Genomic DNA, 18,342 nt, shown 5'->3' on the forward strand with positions numbered 1-18,342 from the left:
GCTACAGGCCGCAGGCTCAATAGCCGGACCTGAAGCCTGAAGCCTGAGGCCTGGAGCCAGTTTTATGAAGCTGATCATTCTCGACCGCGACGGGGTCATCAACCAGGATTCCGACGCCTATATCAAAAGCCTCGAGGAGTGGATTCCGATCCCCGGCTCCATCGAGGCCATCGCCGCGCTGAGCAAGGCGGGCTGGACCGTGGCCGTGGCCACCAACCAGTCCGGCATCGCTCGCGGCTATTATCCACTGAGCGTGCTGGAAGCCATGCACGCGCGGTTGCGTGAGCGGGTGGCGGAGCAGGGCGGTGAAGTCGGCCTGATCGTGCAGTGCCCCCATGGCCCGGACGATGGCTGCGATTGCCGCAAGCCCAAGCCCGGCATGCTGCGCCAGATCGGCGCGCACTACGATGTGTCGCTCGCCGGCGTGTGGTTCGTGGGTGACAGCGCCAGTGACCTGGAAACGGCGCTCGCCGTCGACTGTCAGCCCGTGCTGGTGAAAACCGGCAAGGGCGAACGCACCCTGGCCAAAGCCGCTCTGCCAACCGGCACCCTGATATTCGACGACCTGGCGGCCGTGGCTGCCCGGCTTCTCACTTGATAGCGCAGGCACGCCCTGCCACGGTAATCGCTCCCATGTCGCCAGTGCAGTCCCTCAGAACCGTACTCTTCTACCTGCTGCTGTCTTCCAGCTCGTTCGTCTGGTGCATCATCAGCGTGTTCGTCGCGCCCTTCCTGCCGTTCCGTGCCCGCTACCGTTTCGTGGTGCAGGCCTGGTGCCGCAGTGCCGTCTGGCTGGCCAAGGTGATTGCCGGCATCAAGTACGAGGTTACGGGCGCAGAAAATATTCCCGAGCGCCCCTGTGTGATCCTCGCCAAGCACCAGAGCACCTGGGAGACCTTCTTCCTGTGCGCCTACTTCGAGCCGCTGAGCCAGGTCATCAAGCGCGAGCTGATGTACGTGCCGTTCTTCGGCTGGGCGCTGTCCATGCTCAAGCCCATCGCCATCGATCGCAGCAACCCCAAGGCCGCGCTCAAGCAACTCGCCCAACAGGGCCGCACGCGCCTGGAACAAGGCGCCTGGGTACTGGTGTTCCCGGAAGGCACGCGCATCCCGGACGGCCAGATCGGCAAGTTCTCCCGCGGCGGCACCGCCTTGGCGGTGAACAGCAACCTGCCGGTGCTGCCGATTGCCCACAATGCCGGGCAGTTCTGGCCGAAAGACGGCTGGAGCAAGAAACCAGGCGTGGTGCAGGTGGTGATCGGCCCGGCGATGTATGCCGAAGGCGAGGGCCCACGGGCGATTGCCAACCTCAACGACCGCGCTTTCGAGTGGGTCAGCCAAGCGCAATGTGAAATCGGTGCCTTGAGTCCGCAAGCCGCCGCAGTGGAAACGTCCAACGATCTCGCCTGACGCGATCTGTGGATAACCTGTTGAGCAATTTTCCATTTAATTGAATTTACACTCCCATGGTACTGATAAATAAGGATTTTTATTGGTACCCATTCTGTCGATAAAGTGGGCATAAGTTTTTGCGCGACACATGACGATGTTCACGTTGGTATCTCGCCTGACGGGGGCTTAAACGGCTAAGCTGGCGAACTGCAAAACCTAGAAACATGGCGAAACGGAGTTCGTAGCATGCTTTCGATCTATCAGCTGAAACCCCGCTTTCAGAATCTTCTGCGCCCCCTGGTGCAACGCCTGTACGACCGCGACGTCACTGCCAACCAGGTGACGCTGGCCGCTGCCGTGGTGTCGGTGCTCATCGGCCTGCTGCTGGCGATCTTTCCCGACCGCCTCTGGCTGTTCGCACTGATCCCGCTGTGGATGATTCTGCGTATGGCGCTCAACGCCGTGGACGGCATGCTGGCCCGCGAGTTCAGCCAGCAATCTACTCTAGGGGCCTACCTTAACGAGCTGTGCGACGTGATCGCCGATGCCGCCTTGTTCCTGCCTTTCGCCTTGCTGCCTGGCGTGTCACCGACTCTGGTGGTGATCCTGGTGCTGTTCGCGCTGATCAGCGAATACGCCGGGGTGATGGGGCCGATGGTCGGCGCCTCGCGCCGCTATGACGGCCCGATGGGCAAGAGCGATCGCGCCTTCTGCTTTGGCGTGCTGGGCGCTGGCGTGGCCACCGCGCTCTTGCCGCTGAGCTGGATCAACCCGATTCTCGCGGTAATCACCGCGCTGCTGCTGTACACGCTGTTCAACCGCGTACGCCAGGGCCTGGCGCAAGCGTCTTCTTCTGCGCAATAGGAATGCCTCGATGACTGAAGTTCGCTGCAATACCTTCACGACCCACGACGGCGTAAGCCTGTTCTACCGGCACTGGGCCGCCGACGCTATGCAGCCGCAGGCAGCCCGCCGCGCCATCGTGATGTTTCACCGCGGCCATGAGCACGGCGGGCGCATGGCCCACCTGGTCGAAGAACTTGGGCTAGAAGGCTTCGATTTCTTCGCCTTGGACGCCCGAGGCCATGGCGAATCGCCGGGGGAGCGGGGCGACAGCCCGAGCTTCGCTACCAGCGTGCGCGACGTGCAGACTTTCATCGACCATATCGCGGCCACCTACGGCATCGACACCACGGACATGGTGGTGCTGGCCCAGAGCGTCGGCGCCGTGGTGATCTCCACCTGGGTCCACGACTACGCACCGAAGATCCGCGCCCTGGTGCTCGCTTCACCAGCCTTCAAGGTCAAGCTGTACGTACCTTTCGCTCGCCCGGGCCTTAAGCTGATGCGCGCCTGGCGCGGCAACTTCTTCGTCAACAGCTACGTGAAAGCCAAGTTTCTCAGCCACGATCCGCAGCGCATCGCCTCGTTCGAGGCCGACCCGCTGATCAGCCGGCCTATTTCGGTGAACATGCTGCTGGGTCTCTACGACGCTGCCGAACGGGTGGTGGCCGATGCCCAGGCCATTCAGATTCCTACCCAGTTGCTGATCTCCGGCAGCGACTTCGTGGTACATCGCAAACCCCAGGAGCAGTTCTTCGCGCGCCTGGGCAGCCTGGACAAGGAAATTCACATCCTGCCCGGGTTCTTTCACGACACCCTGGGCGAGCGCGATCGTGCCCATGCCCTCAGCCGAATTCGACGTTTCGTGGTGAAGGCGTTCGAACAGCCGCTGCAGCGCCCGTCGCTGCTCCACGCCGACCGCCTCGGCTGGAGCTGCGCCGAGGCCGAAGAGCTGGCGGCGCCGCTACCCAAAAACTCCCCGCGCGATCTTTACTGGCGCGCTACCCGAGCCAGCATGCGCCTCGGCAGCAACCTTTCCGCCGGCGTGAAACTGGGCTTCGAGACCGGCTTCGATTCGGGCAGCACCCTGGATTACGTGTATCGCAACACGCCAACCGGCAACTCGCCTATTGGCCGGCTGATCGACCGCAACTACCTGAACTCCATCGGCTGGCGGGGCATTCGCCAGCGCAAGGTGCATGCCGAAGAGCTGCTGCGCCTGGCCATGGGCAAGTTGCGCGAGCAAGACCGCTCAGTGCGCATCGTCGACATCGCTGCCGGGCATGGCCGCTACATCCTTGAGTCGTTGGAGCAGGGCAGCGATAAACCGGATTCGATCCTGCTGCGCGACTACAGCGACATCAACGTGCGTGACGGCTCGGCATTGATCGAGCAGAAAGGCTTGGGCAGCATCGCCCGGTTCGTCAAAGGCGACGCTTTCGACAAGGCCGACCTGGCAGCGCTGGATCCCAAACCGACCCTGGCAGTGGTCTCCGGCCTGTATGAATTGTTCGCCAGCAACGCCATGGTCGGCGACTCCCTGGCAGGCCTCGCGGCAGCCGTGGAAGAGGGCGGTTACCTGATCTACACCGGCCAACCCTGGCACCCGCAGCTGGAACTGATCGCCCGCGCCCTGACCAGCCACCGCGGCGGAGAAGCCTGGGTGATGCGCCGGCGCAGCCAGGCAGAGATGGATCAACTGGTCGAAGCGGCAGGCTTTCGCAAGATCACCCAGCGCATCGACGAGTGGGGCATCTTCAGCGTGTCCCTGGCGCAGCGGGTGTCCTGATGACGCCCGCCGCGGTCGCCCCGGAAACCGGGCTATGGAAGCGCGGCGTACTCTGGCTGCTGCTGCTCGCGCCGCTGTTCTTCGGCACCTACGGCTTCGCCAACGGTTACACCGCGCAACGTGACGACGTCGGCAGCCTGGTGTTCGGCTGGGAGCGACAGATTCCCTTGTGGCCGTGGACGATCATTCCCTACTGGTCGATCGACCTGCTCTACGGCCTGGCCTTCCTGTTACCGCCTACCCGTGCTGCGGTGGATCGCCTCGGTCTGCGACTGCTCAACGCGCAGGTAATCTGCATTACCTGCTTCCTGCTTTGGCCACTGCGTTTTACCTTCGACCGACCGGCGCTGGATGGGCTGTTCGGGATGATGTTCGACCTGCTGATGGGCTTCGACAAACCGTTCAACCAGGCCCCGTCGCTGCATATCACCCTGCTGGTGGTGCTTTGGGCGTGCTTCGCCCAGCACGCCAGTGGCCTGTGGCGCGTGGTCGTGCATATCTGGTTTTTCTTGATCGGCCTGTCGGTGCTGACCACCTGGCAACACCATTTCATCGATGTACCGACCGGCCTGCTCGCCGGCTTCCTGTGTCTGTGGCTGTGGCCCAGCGAAGGACGCAGCCCGCTGTTTGCCTGGCGCCTGGCCCGTGATCCGAAGCGCTGGCGGCTGGCCCTGCGCTATGCCTTTGGCGGGGCTTCGTGCAGCGCGCTGGCGATCCATTTCGGCGGCGCGGCTCTGTGGTTGATGTGGCCGGCGTTGTCGCTGCTGATCGTGGCGCTCAATTACGCGCTGTTCGGCGCCGCGGGTTTCCAGAAGCGTGCCGATGGCCGTCTCAGCGCCGCCGGCACCTGGCTACTAGCACCTTATCTGGCCGCTGCCTGGATCAATTCCCGCGCCTGGACCCGTAAGCATCCGCAGCCCGATGAAGTGGCCGATGGCGTATGGCTGGGGCGTATTCCCGGCAGGGAGGAAGCGCAGAACTTCGCCGCCATCGCCGATCTCTGCGCCGAGCTGCCGTGCCGGGTCGACGGCAAGGCCTACCGCGAACTGGGCAACCTCGACCTGATCGCCCCCAGCAGCGAACACTGCCTGCAGGCGGCCCTGGCCATCGAGAATCTGCGTCGTCACGGGCCGGTGCTGGTGTGTTGCGCCCTGGGCTACTCACGCAGCGCCACCGCCATCGCCGCCTGGTTACTGCACAGCGGTCGCTGCAGGAGCGTCGCAGAGGCCGTTTCGACGCTGCGCCAGGCTCGCCCACAGGTCGTACTGGGAAGCGTGCATCTGCAGGCGCTGGAAGGCATTCCAGCGCCATACTTATCCACAGACGGAGGCGTGCTGCATGGCCAGTGAGATGCACCTCAGGCTGATCGCCGCCATGCTGCGCCGCGGTAAAGCCCTCGACCGCGCATCCAGCGCCCTGAGCCTGTTGGCGCTGGTCGTCGGTCTGGGCCCGTTGCTCGGCTTCATGGCACTGAGCACAGGCGCGGCGGTATGCATCGCACTGCTAGTGTGCGGGCTGATCCAGAAGTATTACGCCCTGCGCGTCGCCCTCGATGCAGAGCTGTTCGCCGGCCTGGCCGCGGCGCCCGAGCAGCTGGATCGCCGTACCGCAGAGCTCGATCAGGCACTGGCGTCGCTGGGCCGCCAGGGCGAGCCCGCGCGCAGCTGGGAACAACGCAGCCAGGGTGCCGTGCGCCTGCTGCGTTTGCAGGCGCTATGGCTGGCTCTGCAACTGTTGGTCGCACTGGCAGCCATCGTGCTGATGCCGTGGCTTTCACACATTCGATTCGGATAAGGACTCTGTCATGCTCGCCTCGCTGGTCGCCTTTCTCATCACCTCTGGTGCGCGACTGCTCACCGGTGCGCGCGCCCTATGGCTCGGCAGCACCGCGCAGCCAGTGCAACGCATCTACTACGCCAACCACAGCAGCCACGGCGACTTCGTGCTGCTATGGGCATCGCTGCCCGCCGAGCTGCGCAAGCGCACCCGCCCGGTGGCCGGCTCCGACTACTGGATGAAGGGCGCGTTGCGCAGCTTCGTGATCCAGCGGGTGTTCAACGGCGTACTGGTCGATCGCCAGCGCAGCGATCCCAGTGCCAACCCACTGCAGGCGATGCTCGATGCGCTGGGCGAGGGTGATTCGCTGATCGTCTTCCCCGAAGGCACCCGCAATCTGGAAGACGGCCTGCTGCCGTTCAAGAGCGGCCTCTATCACCTGGCCAAGGCACGCCCGGATGTCGAGGTGATTCCGGTGTGGATCGCCAACCTCAACCGGGTGATGCCCAAGGGCCGTGCCTTGCCGCTGCCGTTGCTATGCACCCTGAATTTCGGCGCGCCACTGGGCATGGGTGAGGAGGAGGGCAAAGACGCCTACCTCGAACGTGCCCGCAGCAGCCTGTTGGCCTTGGCTCCCGAGGAGGCTTGAGATGGATCGTAATACCTTGCTGTTGTTCGCCGGTATCGGTGGTCTGCTGTTGCTCGCCAGCCTGATCGGCTGGTTGCTGAAACTACGTGCCGGCCCGGGGCCCCATTCGGTCATCGACAACCTCAACGCCCGCATCAACGCCTGGTGGGCGATGGTGGCGGTGATCGGCTTCGCTTTCCTGTTCGGCAATATCGGCGTGGTGGTGCTGTTCTACTGCGTGTCGTTCTACGCCCTGCGCGAATTCATGACGCTCACCCCCACCCGGCGCAGTGACTACCCGGCACTGGTTGCCGCCTTCTACTTCGCGCTGCCGATGCAGTACCTGCTGATCGGTATCGGCTGGTATGGCCTGTTCGCCATCTTCATTCCGGTCTACGTGTTTCTGCTGCTGCCGATCCTCTCGTCCTTGGGCGGCGACACCACACGCTTTCTCGAACGTACGTCCAAGGTGCAGTGGGGCCTGATGATCGCGGTGTACTGCATCTCCACCGTACCGGCGCTGCTGACCTTGGAGATCGCCGGCTATGAAGGCCGCAACCTGCTGCTGATTGCCTGGCTGGTGATCGTGGTGCAGATCTCCGACGTTCTGCAGTACGTGTGCGGCAAGCTGGCCGGCAAACGCAAGATCGCCCCCAACCTCTCCCCATCCAAGACCGTGGAAGGCTTCTTTGGCGGTGTGGCCCTGGCCACCCTGGTCGGCGCCTCGCTGTACTGGATTACCCCGTTCGCCTTCTGGCAGGCCGCCCTGTTCGCCCTGCTGGTGTGCCTGCTTGGCTTCGCCGGCGGCCTGGTGATGTCGGCGATCAAACGCGACCGCGGCGTGAAGGACTGGGGCCACATGATCGAAGGCCACGGCGGCATGCTCGACCGCCTCGACTCGGTATGCTTCGCCGCACCGGTGTTCTTCCATATGGTGCGTTACTGGTGGGGCTGACGCCATAAGCAATTGATAGGCAATAAAAAACCCGGCGCAAGGCCGGGTTTTTTATGGGTACGCGCGGTTAGACGTCGAGGTTCGACACCGCCAGGGCGTTGGTCTCGATGAAGTCGCGGCGCGGTTCCACTTCGTCGCCCATCAGGGTGTTGAAGATCTGGTCCGCGGCAATGGCGTCTTCGATGCGCACCTTGAGCATGCGGCGCACTTCCGGGTCCATGGTGGTTTCCCACAGCTGGTCCGGGTTCATCTCGCCAAGACCTTTGTAGCGCTGGATGCTGTGGCGCTTGGTGCTCTCGGTCATCAGCCAGTTCAGGGCTTCCTTGAAGGTGGTGACCGGCTTCTTGCGCTCACCACGCTGCACGTAGGCACCTTCTTCCAGCAGACTGTTCAGCTGGTCGCCCAGGCTGGTGACGGTCTTGTAATCGTTGCTGGTGAAGAAGTCACGGTTGAAGGTGATGTAGCTGGAGTTGCCGTGGGAGATCATCTCGACCTCGGGCAGCCATAGGTGGCGCTCGGTGTCTTCGCGCAGGCTGGTCTTGTAGGCCAGGCCGGAGCGATCCATGGTCTTCAAGCGGGCATCGAACTTCAGGCGCCAGGCTTCCATGACGTCGCGGTTGGCGAGCATGTCCTGAGTCACACCTTCGAGGTAGACGAAGTGCTCGGTGATCTCTTCCGGGTACAGACGCGACAGACGCTTGAGGGTCTTCATCACCGTGCGGTAGTCGCCGACCAGGCGCTGCAAAGATTCGCCGGAAAGGCCAGGGGCCGCTTCGTTGACATGCAGGCTGGCGTCTTCCAGAGCCGACTGGGTCATGTATTCCTCCATGGCCTCGTCGTCCTTGATGTATTGCTCCTGCTTGCCCTTCTTGACCTTGTACAGCGGCGGCTGGGCGATGTAGATGTAACCACGCTCGACCAGCTCCGGCAGCTGACGGAAGAAGAAAGTCAGCAGCAGGGTACGGATGTGCGAACCGTCGACGTCAGCATCGGTCATGATGATGATGTTGTGGTAACGCAGCTTGTCGATGTTGTATTCCTCGCGGCCGATGCCACAGCCCAGCGCGGTGATCAGCGTACCGACCTCCTGGGAGGAAATCATCTTGTCGAAGCGCGCCTTTTCGACGTTGAGGATCTTGCCCTTGAGCGGCAGGATCGCCTGAGTCTTGCGGTTACGGCCCTGCTTGGCAGAACCGCCCGCGGAGTCACCCTCCACTATGTACAGTTCGGAGAGGGCAGGGTCCTTCTCCTGGCAGTCGGCCAATTTGCCTGGCAGGCCGGCGATATCCAGCGCGCCCTTGCGACGGGTCATTTCACGGGCCTTGCGCGCCGCTTCACGGGCCCGGGCAGCGTCGATCATCTTGCCGACAACGGCCTTGGCTTCGTTCGGGTGCTCAAGCAGGAAGTCGGCGAAGTATTTACCCATCTCCTGTTCCACCGCGGTTTTCACCTCGGAGGAGACCAGCTTGTCCTTGGTCTGGGAGCTGAACTTCGGATCCGGCACCTTCACCGAGATGATCGCGGTCAGGCCTTCACGGGCATCGTCACCGGTGGTCGAGACCTTGTGCTTCTTGGCCAGGCCTTCCTGCTCGATGTAGTTGTTCAGGTTACGGGTCAGCGCCGAGCGGAAGCCAGCCAGGTGCGTACCGCCGTCACGCTGCGGAATGTTGTTGGTGAAGCACAGCAGGTTCTCGTTGAAGCTGTCGTTCCACTGCAGAGCGACTTCCACACCCACGCCGTCGTCACGCTGGACGTTGAAGTGGAACACCTGGTTCACCGCGGTCTTGTTGACGTTCAGGTACTCGACGAACGCCCGCAGGCCGCCCTCGTACTTGAACAGCTCTTCCTTGGCGGTGCGTTCGTCCTTGAGCAGGATGCCGACACCGGAGTTCAGGAACGACAGTTCACGCAGGCGCTTAGCGAGGATGTCCCAGCTGAAGTGGATGTTGGCGAAGGTGTCTTCGGACGGTTTGAAGTGGATCTGGGTACCCGTTCCATCGGTATCACCAACCGCCGCCAGAGGTGCCTGGGGCACGCCGTGGACGTAGGTCTGCTCCCAGATCTTGCCGCTACGGCGAATGGTCAGCACCAGCTCCTTGGAGAGGGCGTTCACCACGGATACGCCCACGCCGTGCAGGCCGCCGGATACCTTGTAGCTGTTGTCATCGAATTTACCGCCGGCGTGCAGCACGGTCATGATGACCTCGGCTGCCGAAACGCCTTCTTCCTTGTGCATGTCGACCGGAATACCACGGCCGTTGTCGCGCACACTGATCGACTCATCCGGATGGATGGTGATGGTGATCTCGCTGCAATGACCAGCCAAGGCTTCGTCGATGGAGTTGTCGACCACCTCGAAGACCATGTGGTGCAGGCCGCTGCCATCGTCGGTGTCACCGATGTACATGCCTGGCCGCTTGCGTACGGCATCCAGGCCTTTCAGTACCTTGATACTGTTGGAGTCGTACGTTTGGTTTTCGCTCATGCCTTACTCCCGGTGGTCGTGGGTCTGGGTGATACGCCCATGTTCCACGTGGAACATGGAAACCGGCGTATCCGTTTGCCAGCCATCGCTCAACAATTCATGGTCTACACAGGTGATGAATACCTGGCAGTTCAAATCTTCCAACAAACGACACAAAGCGCGGCGATGCTGCTCATCCAGTTCTGACGGCAGGTCATCCACCAGATAGATACATTGGCCGCGCTTGGCCTGATCAACCAAATGCCCCTGAGCGATTCGCAAGGCGCACACCACCAGCTTCTGCTGGCCACGGGAGAGAATATCTGCCGCATTGTGCGCACCCAGCCTTAACCTGAGATCGGCGCGTTGCGGTCCGGATTGGGTGTGCCCAATCTGCTGGTCACGCAATAACGACGACGTCAGCACTTCACTCAGAGGACGCTCTTTATCCCATCCCCGGTAATAGCTCAATGTGAGCCCCTGCAGATCGACCAGTTCACTGAGGGTACGCTCGAAGACGGGCTTCAATTGCTGTATGTAGGATCGCCGATAACTGTCGATTTCATCGCTGGCCAGGCACAACTCGCGATCCCAGGCCGCTTGAGAAACGGCGTCAAGTGTACCACGGCGAAGCCAGGAATTACGCTGCTTGAGGGCCTTCTGCAGGCGCTGCCAGGCGGGCAAAAATCGCTGTTCCACGTGGAACACTCCCCAATCGAGGAACTGCCGACGGATCTTCGGTGAGCCCTCCAGCAACCGGAAACTGTCCGGATTGATCAGTTGCAAAGGTAACGTTTCGGCAAGCTGCGCAGCGCTGCGCGCGTTCTGCCCGTCAATGCGAATCTGGAATTCGCCCTGACGATCTCGTGATACGCCGAGGTTGCTAAGCCGGCCATCATTCAACTGCACCTGCCCAAACAGGGTACAGACCTGCTGCTCGTACTGAATCACCGGCAACAGGCGAGCACTGCGAAAGGAACGCGCCAGGCCGAGCAGGTGAATACCCTCGAGCACACTGGTCTTGCCGCTGCCGTTATAGCCGTAAAGAATGTTGATACGCGGCGAGGGCAGCAGGGTCGACGGCTCGAGATTACGAACGGCGGTGAAATTGATGCGGGTCAGGGACATGAACAGGCCGAAAGAGAAGGGCAGCGATCACGCCGCCTGAAACGAAATCAGCCTTGGATGTTACGGATCTAAACTGCATCCGAACATACCAAGGCTGATTATCTGACGCTGGGTAGCTGCCTTTCAGCAGCTGGAATTACAAACGCATCGGCATGACGACGTAAGCGGAGTCGTCATTGTCGGCTTCCTGTACCAGTGCGCTGCTGTTGGAATCGGAGAGAATCAGACGCACCTGCTCGGTGGTCATCACGCCGAGTACGTCCAGCAGGTAGCTGACGTTGAAACCGATTTCCAGCGAGCTGCCGTTGTAATCGACGGCGATTTCTTCTTCCGCCTCTTCCTGCTCCGGGTTGTTGGCCTGGATTTTCAGCAGGCCAGCGGCCAGTTGCAGACGAATACCGCGGTACTTTTCGTTGGACAGAATTGCGGTACGGCTGAAGGCTTCGCGCAGACCCTGACGATCGGCGACCACCAGCTTGTCGCCACCACGGGGCAGAACGCGCTCGTAATCCGGGAACTTGCCGTCGACCAGCTTGGAGGTGAAGGTGAACTCACCGGTAGTCGCACGGATGTGATGCTGGCCCAGGACGATGGACACTTCGCCGTCCTGCTCAGTCAGCAGGCGAGCCAGCTCGAGAATACCCTTGCGCGGCACGATGACCTGGTGCTTGCCGTCCTGCTGGATGGTCGCTTCCATGGAGCACATCGCCAGGCGGTGACCGTCAGTGGCAACGGCGCGCAGGATGCCGGTCTGCACTTCAATCAGCATGCCGTTGAGGTAGTAGCGCACGTCCTGCTGAGCCATGGCGAAGCTAGTGCGCTCGATCAGACGGCGCAGTTTGCTCTGTACCAGGTTGAAGGTCAGCGAACCCGGGCCTTCCTCGACGGTGGGGAAATCATTGGCCGGCAGCGTGGACAAGGTGAAACGGCTACGACCGGCCTTGACCAGCAGCTTCTGCTCGTCGACGCGGATGTCGATCAGTGCATCGGCAGGCAGGCTCTTGCAGATGTCCATCAGCTTGCGGGCTGGCACGGTGATCTCGCCGGGCTCGGCGGCATCTTCCAGGGCCACGCGACCAACCAGCTCGACCTCCAGGTCGGTACCGGTCAGCGACAGTTGCTGGCCTTCGACGACCAGCAGAACGTTGGACAGAACCGGCAAGGTCTGGCGGCGTTCCACGACGCCGGCGACCAGTTGCAGGGGTTTCAACAGGGCTTCGCGTTGAATGGTGAAGTGCATGGTCTAGTCCCTTGCCTCGTGCATGGAGTTGCGTATCAAGTGGTCAGTGTACGCAGCAGGTTCTTGTAATCCTCGCGGATGTCCGCGTCGGATCCCCTAAGTTCAGCAATCTTACGACAGGCGTGCAACACAGTGGTGTGATCACGACCGCCGAACGCCACGCCGATCTCCGGCAGGCTGTGGTTGGTCAATTCCTTGGACAACGCCATGGCGACCTGACGCGGCCTGGCGATGGAACGCGAACGACGTTTGGACAACAGATCGGTGATCTTGATCTTGTAGTACTCGGCCGTGGTGCGCTGGATATTGTCGATGCTCACCAGCTTGTCCTGCAGGGCCAACAGGTCCTTCAGCGATTCACGGATCAGCTCGATGGTGATGTCGCGGCCCATGAAGTGCGAGTGGGCGATGACGCGTTTCAGCGCACCTTCAAGCTCACGCACATTGGAGCGGATACGCTGGGCAATGAAGAACGCCGCATCGTGGGGCAGCTCGACCCTGGCTTGGTCGGCCTTCTTCATCAGGATCGCCACACGGGTTTCCAGCTCGGGCGGTTCGACCGCCACGGTCAGGCCCCAGCCGAAGCGCGACTTCAGACGCTCTTCCAGCCCTTCGATTTCCTTCGGGTAGCGGTCGCTGGTGAGAATCACCTGCTGGCCGCCCTCGAGCAGTGCGTTGAAGGTGTGGAAAAACTCTTCCTGAGAGCGCTCCTTCTTGGCGAAGAACTGAATGTCATCGATCAGCAGCGCATCCACCGAGCGGTAGAAGCGCTTGAATTCGTTGATGGCATTGAGTTGCAACGCCTTGACCATGTCAGCCACGAATCGCTCGGAGTGCAGGTACACGACCTTGGCGTTCGGGTTCTTGGCCAACAGGTGGTTACCCACCGCGTGCATCAAGTGCGTTTTACCCAGGCCGACGCCGCCATAAAGGAACAGCGGGTTGTAACCGTGCTTGGGATTGTCCGCCACCTGCCAGGCAGCGGCGCGGGCCAACTGGTTCGACTTGCCCTCGACAAAATTATCGAAGGTGAAGGTGCGGTTCAGGTAGCTGGTGTGCTTGAGGCCACCTTCTACCTGCACGTTACGCTCGGTACGCGTCGGTGCAACGCTGGGCGTTGCACCGGCCATGGAGTCGAAGCTGGCCCGCGAAGGCTCGGTCTGCGCCGGCGGCTTGGGCGGCGGTGCGCTGACCTGAGGTACCGGGGCTGCGGGTGCAGGTGCGGAGGGCGCCGGACTGTTGTAGCTGGAAGCAGACGGCGAAGGTGTCAGTACCGCCCGCGGCGCCGAACTGCGACGGCTGCCGATCAATAGCGAAATAGCCGGCACCAGACCAGTCGCTCGCTCACCGAGCAACTCGAGCATGCGGCCCATGTACTTTTCGTTGACCCAGTCGAGAACGAAACGATTCGGTGCGTAGACACGCAACTCATCGCCTTCGGCTTCTACTTGTAGTGGACGGATCCAGGTGTTGAATTGCTGGGCAGGCAGTTCATCGCGCAGGAGTTCCACGCACTGCTGCCAAAGTTCCACGGACACGGACATCCCCTGATTGAAAGCGCTGAGGCAAAAACAGCGCTTATTGTAGCTTCAAGAGGTGGAGTTATCCACATAGGAAAGCCAATCAGTACACGCTAAATCAAGGTGTTAGGCAATTTGCCACATGTCGGAAAAGACCTGATTGTACTCTGTGGATAAAGCGGCATAAGCACCGTTTAAAAGCGGGTGGAAAACTCTCTGGATATTCGACCTGTGGGTAAAAACGCATTTCGTCCCCAGGCGATACCCAGAACGCGAACATGCGCAGCACGGTTTTCTGACAGACTTTTGAATCGCCGCAACCCTTAAATGTTCTGGCCTGTATGAACTTATCCACAGAAGGGGTCGAGCTAAGCTATAAACACTAAAACAAGCCTTTCTAAAAAGATTCTTTCCTTTATATTTCTCTATCTGCAAAACAACTGGTTGGAAATTGACCTGGCCTGCGGCTTTCTCTAGAATCGCCGGTCTCTTAAAACGGGGACCATTCCGGTCCGTTGTCGATAACCAGGTAACCGCATCATGAAACGCACTTTCCAACCCAGCACCATCAAACGCGCTCGTACCCACGGCTTCCGTGCTCGCATGGCTACCAAGAACGGCCGTGCCGTCCTGTCGCGTCGTCGCGCCAAGGGCCGTGCTCGCCTGACTGTCTGATTTTTCCAGTCTTGTGGTGAGTCGAGGCTTCGGCCGGGAGAAGCGCCTGCTCACTCCCCGGCAATTCAAGGCAGTCTTCGACTCTCCAAGCGGCAAAGCGCCGGGCAAGAGTGTCCTGCTGCTGGCGCGCAACAATGAGCTCGATCATCCACGCCTTGGGCTGGTGATCGGCAAGAAGAGCGTCAAGCTCTCCGTTGAGCGCAACCGCCTGAAACGCCAGATCCGCGAATCGTTCCGCCTCAACCAGGACAATCTGGTGGGCTGGGACATCGTGGTCGTTGCGCGTAAAGGCCTGGGTGATCTGCAGAACGCCGAGCTGGCTCAACAGTTCAGCAAATTGTGGAAGCGCCTGGCTCGCAGCAAACCTGCCCAACAGGCCAATGCCCAGACCGGGGTGAACGACAATCCCCATGCGTAAACTGGTTCAAGCTCCAATCCGGTTTTACCAGTACGCCATCAGTCCGATGATGGCCAGTCATTGTCGTTTCTACCCCACTTGTTCCTGCTACGCGCTTGAAGCCATCGAAACCCATGGCGTCCTGCGTGGTGGCTGGCTGACCGTTCGTCGTCTGGGACACTGCCACCCCTGGCATCCCGGAGGCTACGATCCGGTGCCCCTCGCGAAAAACTCCCGTTCCTCTTCGATGGCCGAATAATCATGGATATCAAACGTTCGATCCTGATCGTCGCCCTGGCAGTCGTGTCCTACATGATGGTTCTTCAATGGAACCAGGACTACGGCCAGGCCGCTCTGCCGAATCAGACCGCTTCGACCAGCAAACCCGCACCGAGTCTGCCGGAAACCGCTTCGACGGCGGCCAGCAATGACGACGTGCCGACCGCCAATGCTGGCAACACCGAGCCAAGCCCGGTGGAAACCGTTGCGGTCAGCGACGAGCTGATTCAGGTCAAGACCGACGTACTGGATCTGGCCATCGATCCGCGTGGTGGTGATGTGGTTCGCCTGAGCCTGCCGCACTACCCGCGCCGCCAGGACCGTCCGGACGTGCCCTTCCAGCTGTTCGACAACGGCAACGAGCACCTGTACCTCGCACAGAGCGGCCTGACCGGTGCCAACGGCCCGGACGCCCGTGCCGGTGGCCGCCCGCTGTACAACAGCGACCAGCGCGTCTACCAACTGGCTGACGGCCAGGAGCAACTGGTGGTCGACCTGACCTTCAGCGATGCTGGCGTCAACTACACCAAGCGTTTCACCTTCCACCGCGGCCTGGACACCAGCTGCTCGGCCAAGGAAGTTGAGCAGAAGAAAACCGGTTGCATCACCGGCAATGGTTACGAGATCGGTGTTACCTACCTGATTAACAACCAGAGCGCCAATGCCTGGACCGGTAACCTGTTCGCCCAGCTCAAGCGTGATAACAGCGGTGACCCATCCTCCAGCACCGCCACCGGCACCGCCACCTACCTGGGTGCCGCGCTGTGGACGCCTGAGAAGCCATACACCAAGGTGTCCATGAAGGACATCGACAAGCAGAACCTCAAGGAAACCGTGCAGGGTGGCTGGGTTGCCTGGCTGCAGCACTACTTCGTGACTGCGTGGATTCCGGCCAAGGACGACACCAACCTGGTACAAACCCGTAAGGACAGCCAGGGCAACTACATCATCGGCTACACCGGCCCAGCGCTGACCGTGCCGGCTGGTGCCGAAGGCCAGGCCAGCACCACGCTGTACGCCGGTCCGAAGATCCAGAAGGATCTGGCCGCGCTGTCGCCTGGCCTGGACAAGACCGTCGACTACGGCATCCTGTGGTTCCTCGCCGAGCCGATCTTCTGGCTGCTGGAACATATCCACAACCTGCTGGGTAACTGGGGCTTCTCGATCATCGTGCTGACGCTGATCATCAAGCTCGCGTTCTTCCCGTTGTCGGCTGCCAGCTATCGCTCCATGGCGCGCATGCGTGCCGTATCGCCACGCCTGCAGGCATTGAAGGAACAGTTCGGTGATGATCGCCAGAAGATGTCCCAGGCGATGATGGAGCTGTACAAGAAAGAGAAGATCAACCCGCTGGGCGGCTGCCTGCCGATCCTGGTACAGATGCCGGTGTTCCTGGCCCTGTACTGGACCCTGCTGGAATCCGTCGAGATGCGTCAGGCACCGTGGATCCTGTGGATCACCGACCTGTCGATCAAGGATCCGTTCTTCATCCTGCCGATCATCATGGGCGCCACCATGTTCATCCAGCAGCAGCTGAACCCGACGCCCCCGGACCCCATGCAGGCCCGCGTGATGAAAATGATGCCGATCATTTTCACCTTCTTCTTCCTGTGGTTCCCGGCTGGTCTGGTGCTGTACTGGGTGGTCAACAACGTCCTGTCCATCGCCCAGCAGTGGTACATTACCCGCAAGATCGAAGCCGCGAACAAGCCTTCCGAGGCCTAAGCGCTCGCGCTTCACCCGCTACATGACAGACGCCCCCTAGTGGGGCGTTCTGCTATCCAGCGTCTGGAGAATGTTATGTCCGCCCCCCGTGAAACCATCGCCGCCGTCGCCACCGCCCAGGGTCGTGGCGGCGTGGGTATCGTCAGAGTCTCCGGCCCGCGGGCCCGGATGATCGCCATCACCCTGAGCGGCATCGAGCCCAAACCGCGGCATGCTCATCATGGCGCCTGGCATGACGATGCCGGCGAGGTGATCGATGAAGGCCTGCTGCTGTTCTTCCCTGGGCCCCATTCGTTCACCGGCGAAGACGTGCTCGAACTACAGGGCCATGGCGGTCCGGTGGTTCTCGATATGCTCCTGCAGCGCTGCCTGGAGCTCGGCGCTCGCCAGGCACGCCCGGGAGAATTCAGCGAACGGGCATTCCTCAACGACAAGCTCGACCTGGCCCAGGCCGAAGCTATCGCCGATCTGATCGAGGCCAGCTCGGCCGAGGCGGCGCGTAATGCCGTGCGCTCGTTGCAGGGTGAATTTTCCCGGCGCGTACATGAGCTGACCGAGCGTCTGATCGCCCTGCGCATCTATGTCGAGGCGGCCATCGACTTCCCTGAGGAGGAAATCGACTTCCTCGCCGATGGCCACGTGCTCAGTCAGCTCGAAGGCGTGCGCGAACAGTTATCCACAGTGCTGCGCGAAGCCGGGCAGGGCGCCCTACTACGCGACGGCATGACGGTGGTCATCGCCGGCCGGCCGAATGCCGGCAAGTCCAGCCTGCTCAATGCCCTGGCCGGGCGTGAGGCCGCTATCGTCACCGATATCGCCGGTACCACCCGTGATGTGCTGCGTGAACATATCCACATCGACGGAATGCCGCTGCATGTGGTCGATACCGCCGGTCTGCGCGATACCGAAGATCAGGTCGAGCGCATCGGTGTCGAGCGGGCGCTCAAGGCCATCGGTGAGGCAGATCGTGTGCTGCTGGTCGTCGACTCGACGGCGCCGGAAGCGGCTGATCCCTTCGCCCTGTGGCCCGAGTTCCTGCAGCAGCGGCCGGACATGGCACGCGTCACGCTGATTCGCAACAAGGCGGACCTGTCCGGCGAGCCGGTGGCTCTGCACAACGCCGAGGATGGCCAGGCCAGCCTGGCGCTCTCGGCCAAATCCAGCGAAGGCCTGGAACTGCTGCGCGAACACCTGAAGGCCTGCATGGGGTTCCAGCAGACCGCGGAAAGCGGTTTCAGCGCCCGCCGTCGCCACCTGGATGCCCTGCATCAGGCGCAACGCCACCTGGATCATGGCCACGCCCAACTCACTCTAGCCGGCGCCGGCGAACTGCTTGCCGAAGACCTGCGCCAGGCTCAACAGGCTCTGGGCGAAATCACTGGTGCCTTCAGCTCCGATGACCTGCTAGGACGGATCTTCTCCAGCTTCTGCATCGGTAAGTAACTGCTGTAAAGCGCGCTGTGGATAAGTCGGCAAAACCTCGCGGTAACGGGAACGCTGCCTGACCGGGATAGTCTGAACGTGCGGCAGC

General features: G+C 61.4%; 17 protein-coding genes. 13 read left to right on the forward strand and 4 right to left on the reverse strand.

Annotation, left to right across the window (positions count from 1 at the left end; genetic code table 11):
* Nucleotides 1–64: 64 nt before the first annotated feature.
* From gmhB to FB481_RS09690, 8 genes are all read left to right on the forward strand, one after another.
* Complete coding sequence (gene gmhB / locus FB481_RS09655; protein ID WP_093501061.1) at nucleotides 65–598, forward strand: D-glycero-beta-D-manno-heptose 1,7-bisphosphate 7-phosphatase; 534 nt, start codon at nucleotides 65–67, stop codon at nucleotides 596–598.
* Between the two features lie 35 nt (nucleotides 599–633).
* A complete protein-coding gene (locus tag FB481_RS09660; RefSeq protein ID WP_093501064.1) occupies nucleotides 634–1,410 on the forward strand; it encodes a 1-acyl-sn-glycerol-3-phosphate acyltransferase in 777 nt (258 codons plus the stop codon).
* Nucleotides 1,411–1,638: 228 nt separating this feature from the next.
* Nucleotides 1,639–2,256 carry a CDP-alcohol phosphatidyltransferase family protein gene (locus tag FB481_RS09665; protein WP_093501067.1) on the forward strand — a complete coding sequence of 206 codons (618 nt, stop codon included), beginning with the start codon at nucleotides 1,639–1,641 and terminating at the stop codon, nucleotides 2,254–2,256.
* A 10-nt stretch (nucleotides 2,257–2,266) separates the two neighbouring features.
* On the forward strand, nucleotides 2,267–4,024 hold the full coding sequence (locus FB481_RS09670; RefSeq protein ID WP_147176199.1) for a bifunctional alpha/beta hydrolase/class I SAM-dependent methyltransferase: 1,758 nt from the start codon (nucleotides 2,267–2,269) through the stop codon (nucleotides 4,022–4,024).
* Entirely contained in the window at nucleotides 4,024–5,373 is a 1,350-nt protein-coding gene (locus FB481_RS09675; RefSeq protein ID WP_147176200.1) for a phosphatase PAP2/dual specificity phosphatase family protein, read from the forward strand. The genes FB481_RS09670 and FB481_RS09675 overlap by 1 nt, the downstream gene beginning before the upstream one ends.
* Nucleotides 5,363–5,818 (forward strand): hypothetical protein, encoded by a 456-nt coding sequence (locus FB481_RS09680; protein ID WP_178109859.1) that lies wholly within the window; start codon nucleotides 5,363–5,365, stop codon nucleotides 5,816–5,818. The genes FB481_RS09675 and FB481_RS09680 overlap by 11 nt, the downstream gene beginning before the upstream one ends.
* Nucleotides 5,819–5,828: 10 nt before the next feature.
* On the forward strand, nucleotides 5,829–6,449 hold the full coding sequence (locus tag FB481_RS09685) for a lysophospholipid acyltransferase family protein (RefSeq protein ID WP_093501073.1): 621 nt from the start codon (nucleotides 5,829–5,831) through the stop codon (nucleotides 6,447–6,449).
* Between the two features lies 1 nt (nucleotide 6,450).
* A complete protein-coding gene (locus tag FB481_RS09690) occupies nucleotides 6,451–7,383 on the forward strand; it encodes a phosphatidate cytidylyltransferase (protein ID WP_075929005.1) in 933 nt (310 codons plus the stop codon).
* 67 nt (nucleotides 7,384–7,450) lie between these two features.
* On the opposite strand, the gene gyrB is transcribed toward FB481_RS09690, so the two are convergent.
* From gyrB to dnaA, 4 genes are all read right to left on the reverse strand, one after another.
* Nucleotides 7,451–9,868, reverse strand: coding sequence for a DNA topoisomerase (ATP-hydrolyzing) subunit B (gene gyrB / locus FB481_RS09695; RefSeq protein ID WP_147176201.1), 2,418 nt, complete (start codon nucleotides 9,866–9,868; stop codon nucleotides 7,451–7,453).
* A gap of 3 nt (nucleotides 9,869–9,871) precedes the next feature.
* Nucleotides 9,872–10,975, reverse strand: a complete 1,104-nt coding sequence (recF, locus tag FB481_RS09700) for a DNA replication/repair protein RecF (protein WP_093501077.1) — start codon at nucleotides 10,973–10,975, stop codon at nucleotides 9,872–9,874.
* A 136-nt stretch (nucleotides 10,976–11,111) separates the two neighbouring features.
* Nucleotides 11,112–12,215: a DNA polymerase III subunit beta gene (gene dnaN, locus FB481_RS09705; protein WP_093501079.1), complete on the reverse strand. Its 1,104-nt coding sequence runs from the start codon at nucleotides 12,213–12,215 to the stop codon at nucleotides 11,112–11,114.
* 35 nt (nucleotides 12,216–12,250) lie between these two features.
* A complete protein-coding gene (gene dnaA, locus FB481_RS09710) occupies nucleotides 12,251–13,753 on the reverse strand; it encodes a chromosomal replication initiator protein DnaA (RefSeq protein WP_093501250.1) in 1,503 nt (500 codons plus the stop codon).
* A gap of 522 nt (nucleotides 13,754–14,275) precedes the next feature.
* Between dnaA and rpmH the strand changes: the two genes are divergently transcribed.
* The 5 genes from rpmH (at nucleotide 14,276) to mnmE (ending at nucleotide 18,254) form a co-directional block, all read left to right on the forward strand.
* Nucleotides 14,276–14,410 carry a 50S ribosomal protein L34 gene (rpmH, locus tag FB481_RS09715; protein WP_013793569.1) on the forward strand — a complete coding sequence of 45 codons (135 nt, stop codon included), beginning with the start codon at nucleotides 14,276–14,278 and terminating at the stop codon, nucleotides 14,408–14,410.
* Nucleotides 14,411–14,426: 16 nt separating this feature from the next.
* The gene (gene rnpA, locus FB481_RS09720; RefSeq protein WP_178109860.1) at nucleotides 14,427–14,828 is read left to right on the forward strand and encodes a ribonuclease P protein component; all 402 of its coding nucleotides are present in this window, start codon (nucleotides 14,427–14,429) and stop codon (nucleotides 14,826–14,828) included.
* Entirely contained in the window at nucleotides 14,821–15,066 is a 246-nt protein-coding gene (yidD, locus tag FB481_RS09725) for a membrane protein insertion efficiency factor YidD (protein ID WP_147176202.1), read from the forward strand. The genes rnpA and yidD overlap by 8 nt, the downstream gene beginning before the upstream one ends.
* 2 nt (nucleotides 15,067–15,068) lie before the next feature.
* Nucleotides 15,069–16,811, forward strand: coding sequence for a membrane protein insertase YidC (yidC, locus tag FB481_RS09730; protein ID WP_093501085.1), 1,743 nt, complete (start codon nucleotides 15,069–15,071; stop codon nucleotides 16,809–16,811).
* 75 nt (nucleotides 16,812–16,886) lie between these two features.
* Nucleotides 16,887–18,254 (forward strand): tRNA uridine-5-carboxymethylaminomethyl(34) synthesis GTPase MnmE, encoded by a 1,368-nt coding sequence (gene mnmE / locus FB481_RS09735; protein WP_147176203.1) that lies wholly within the window; start codon nucleotides 16,887–16,889, stop codon nucleotides 18,252–18,254.
* Nucleotides 18,255–18,342 lie beyond the last annotated feature (88 nt).

The organism is Pseudomonas sp. AG1028, assembly GCF_007993955.1.
GTDB classification, from domain to species: Bacteria; Pseudomonadota; Gammaproteobacteria; order Pseudomonadales; family Pseudomonadaceae; genus Aquipseudomonas; species Aquipseudomonas straminea.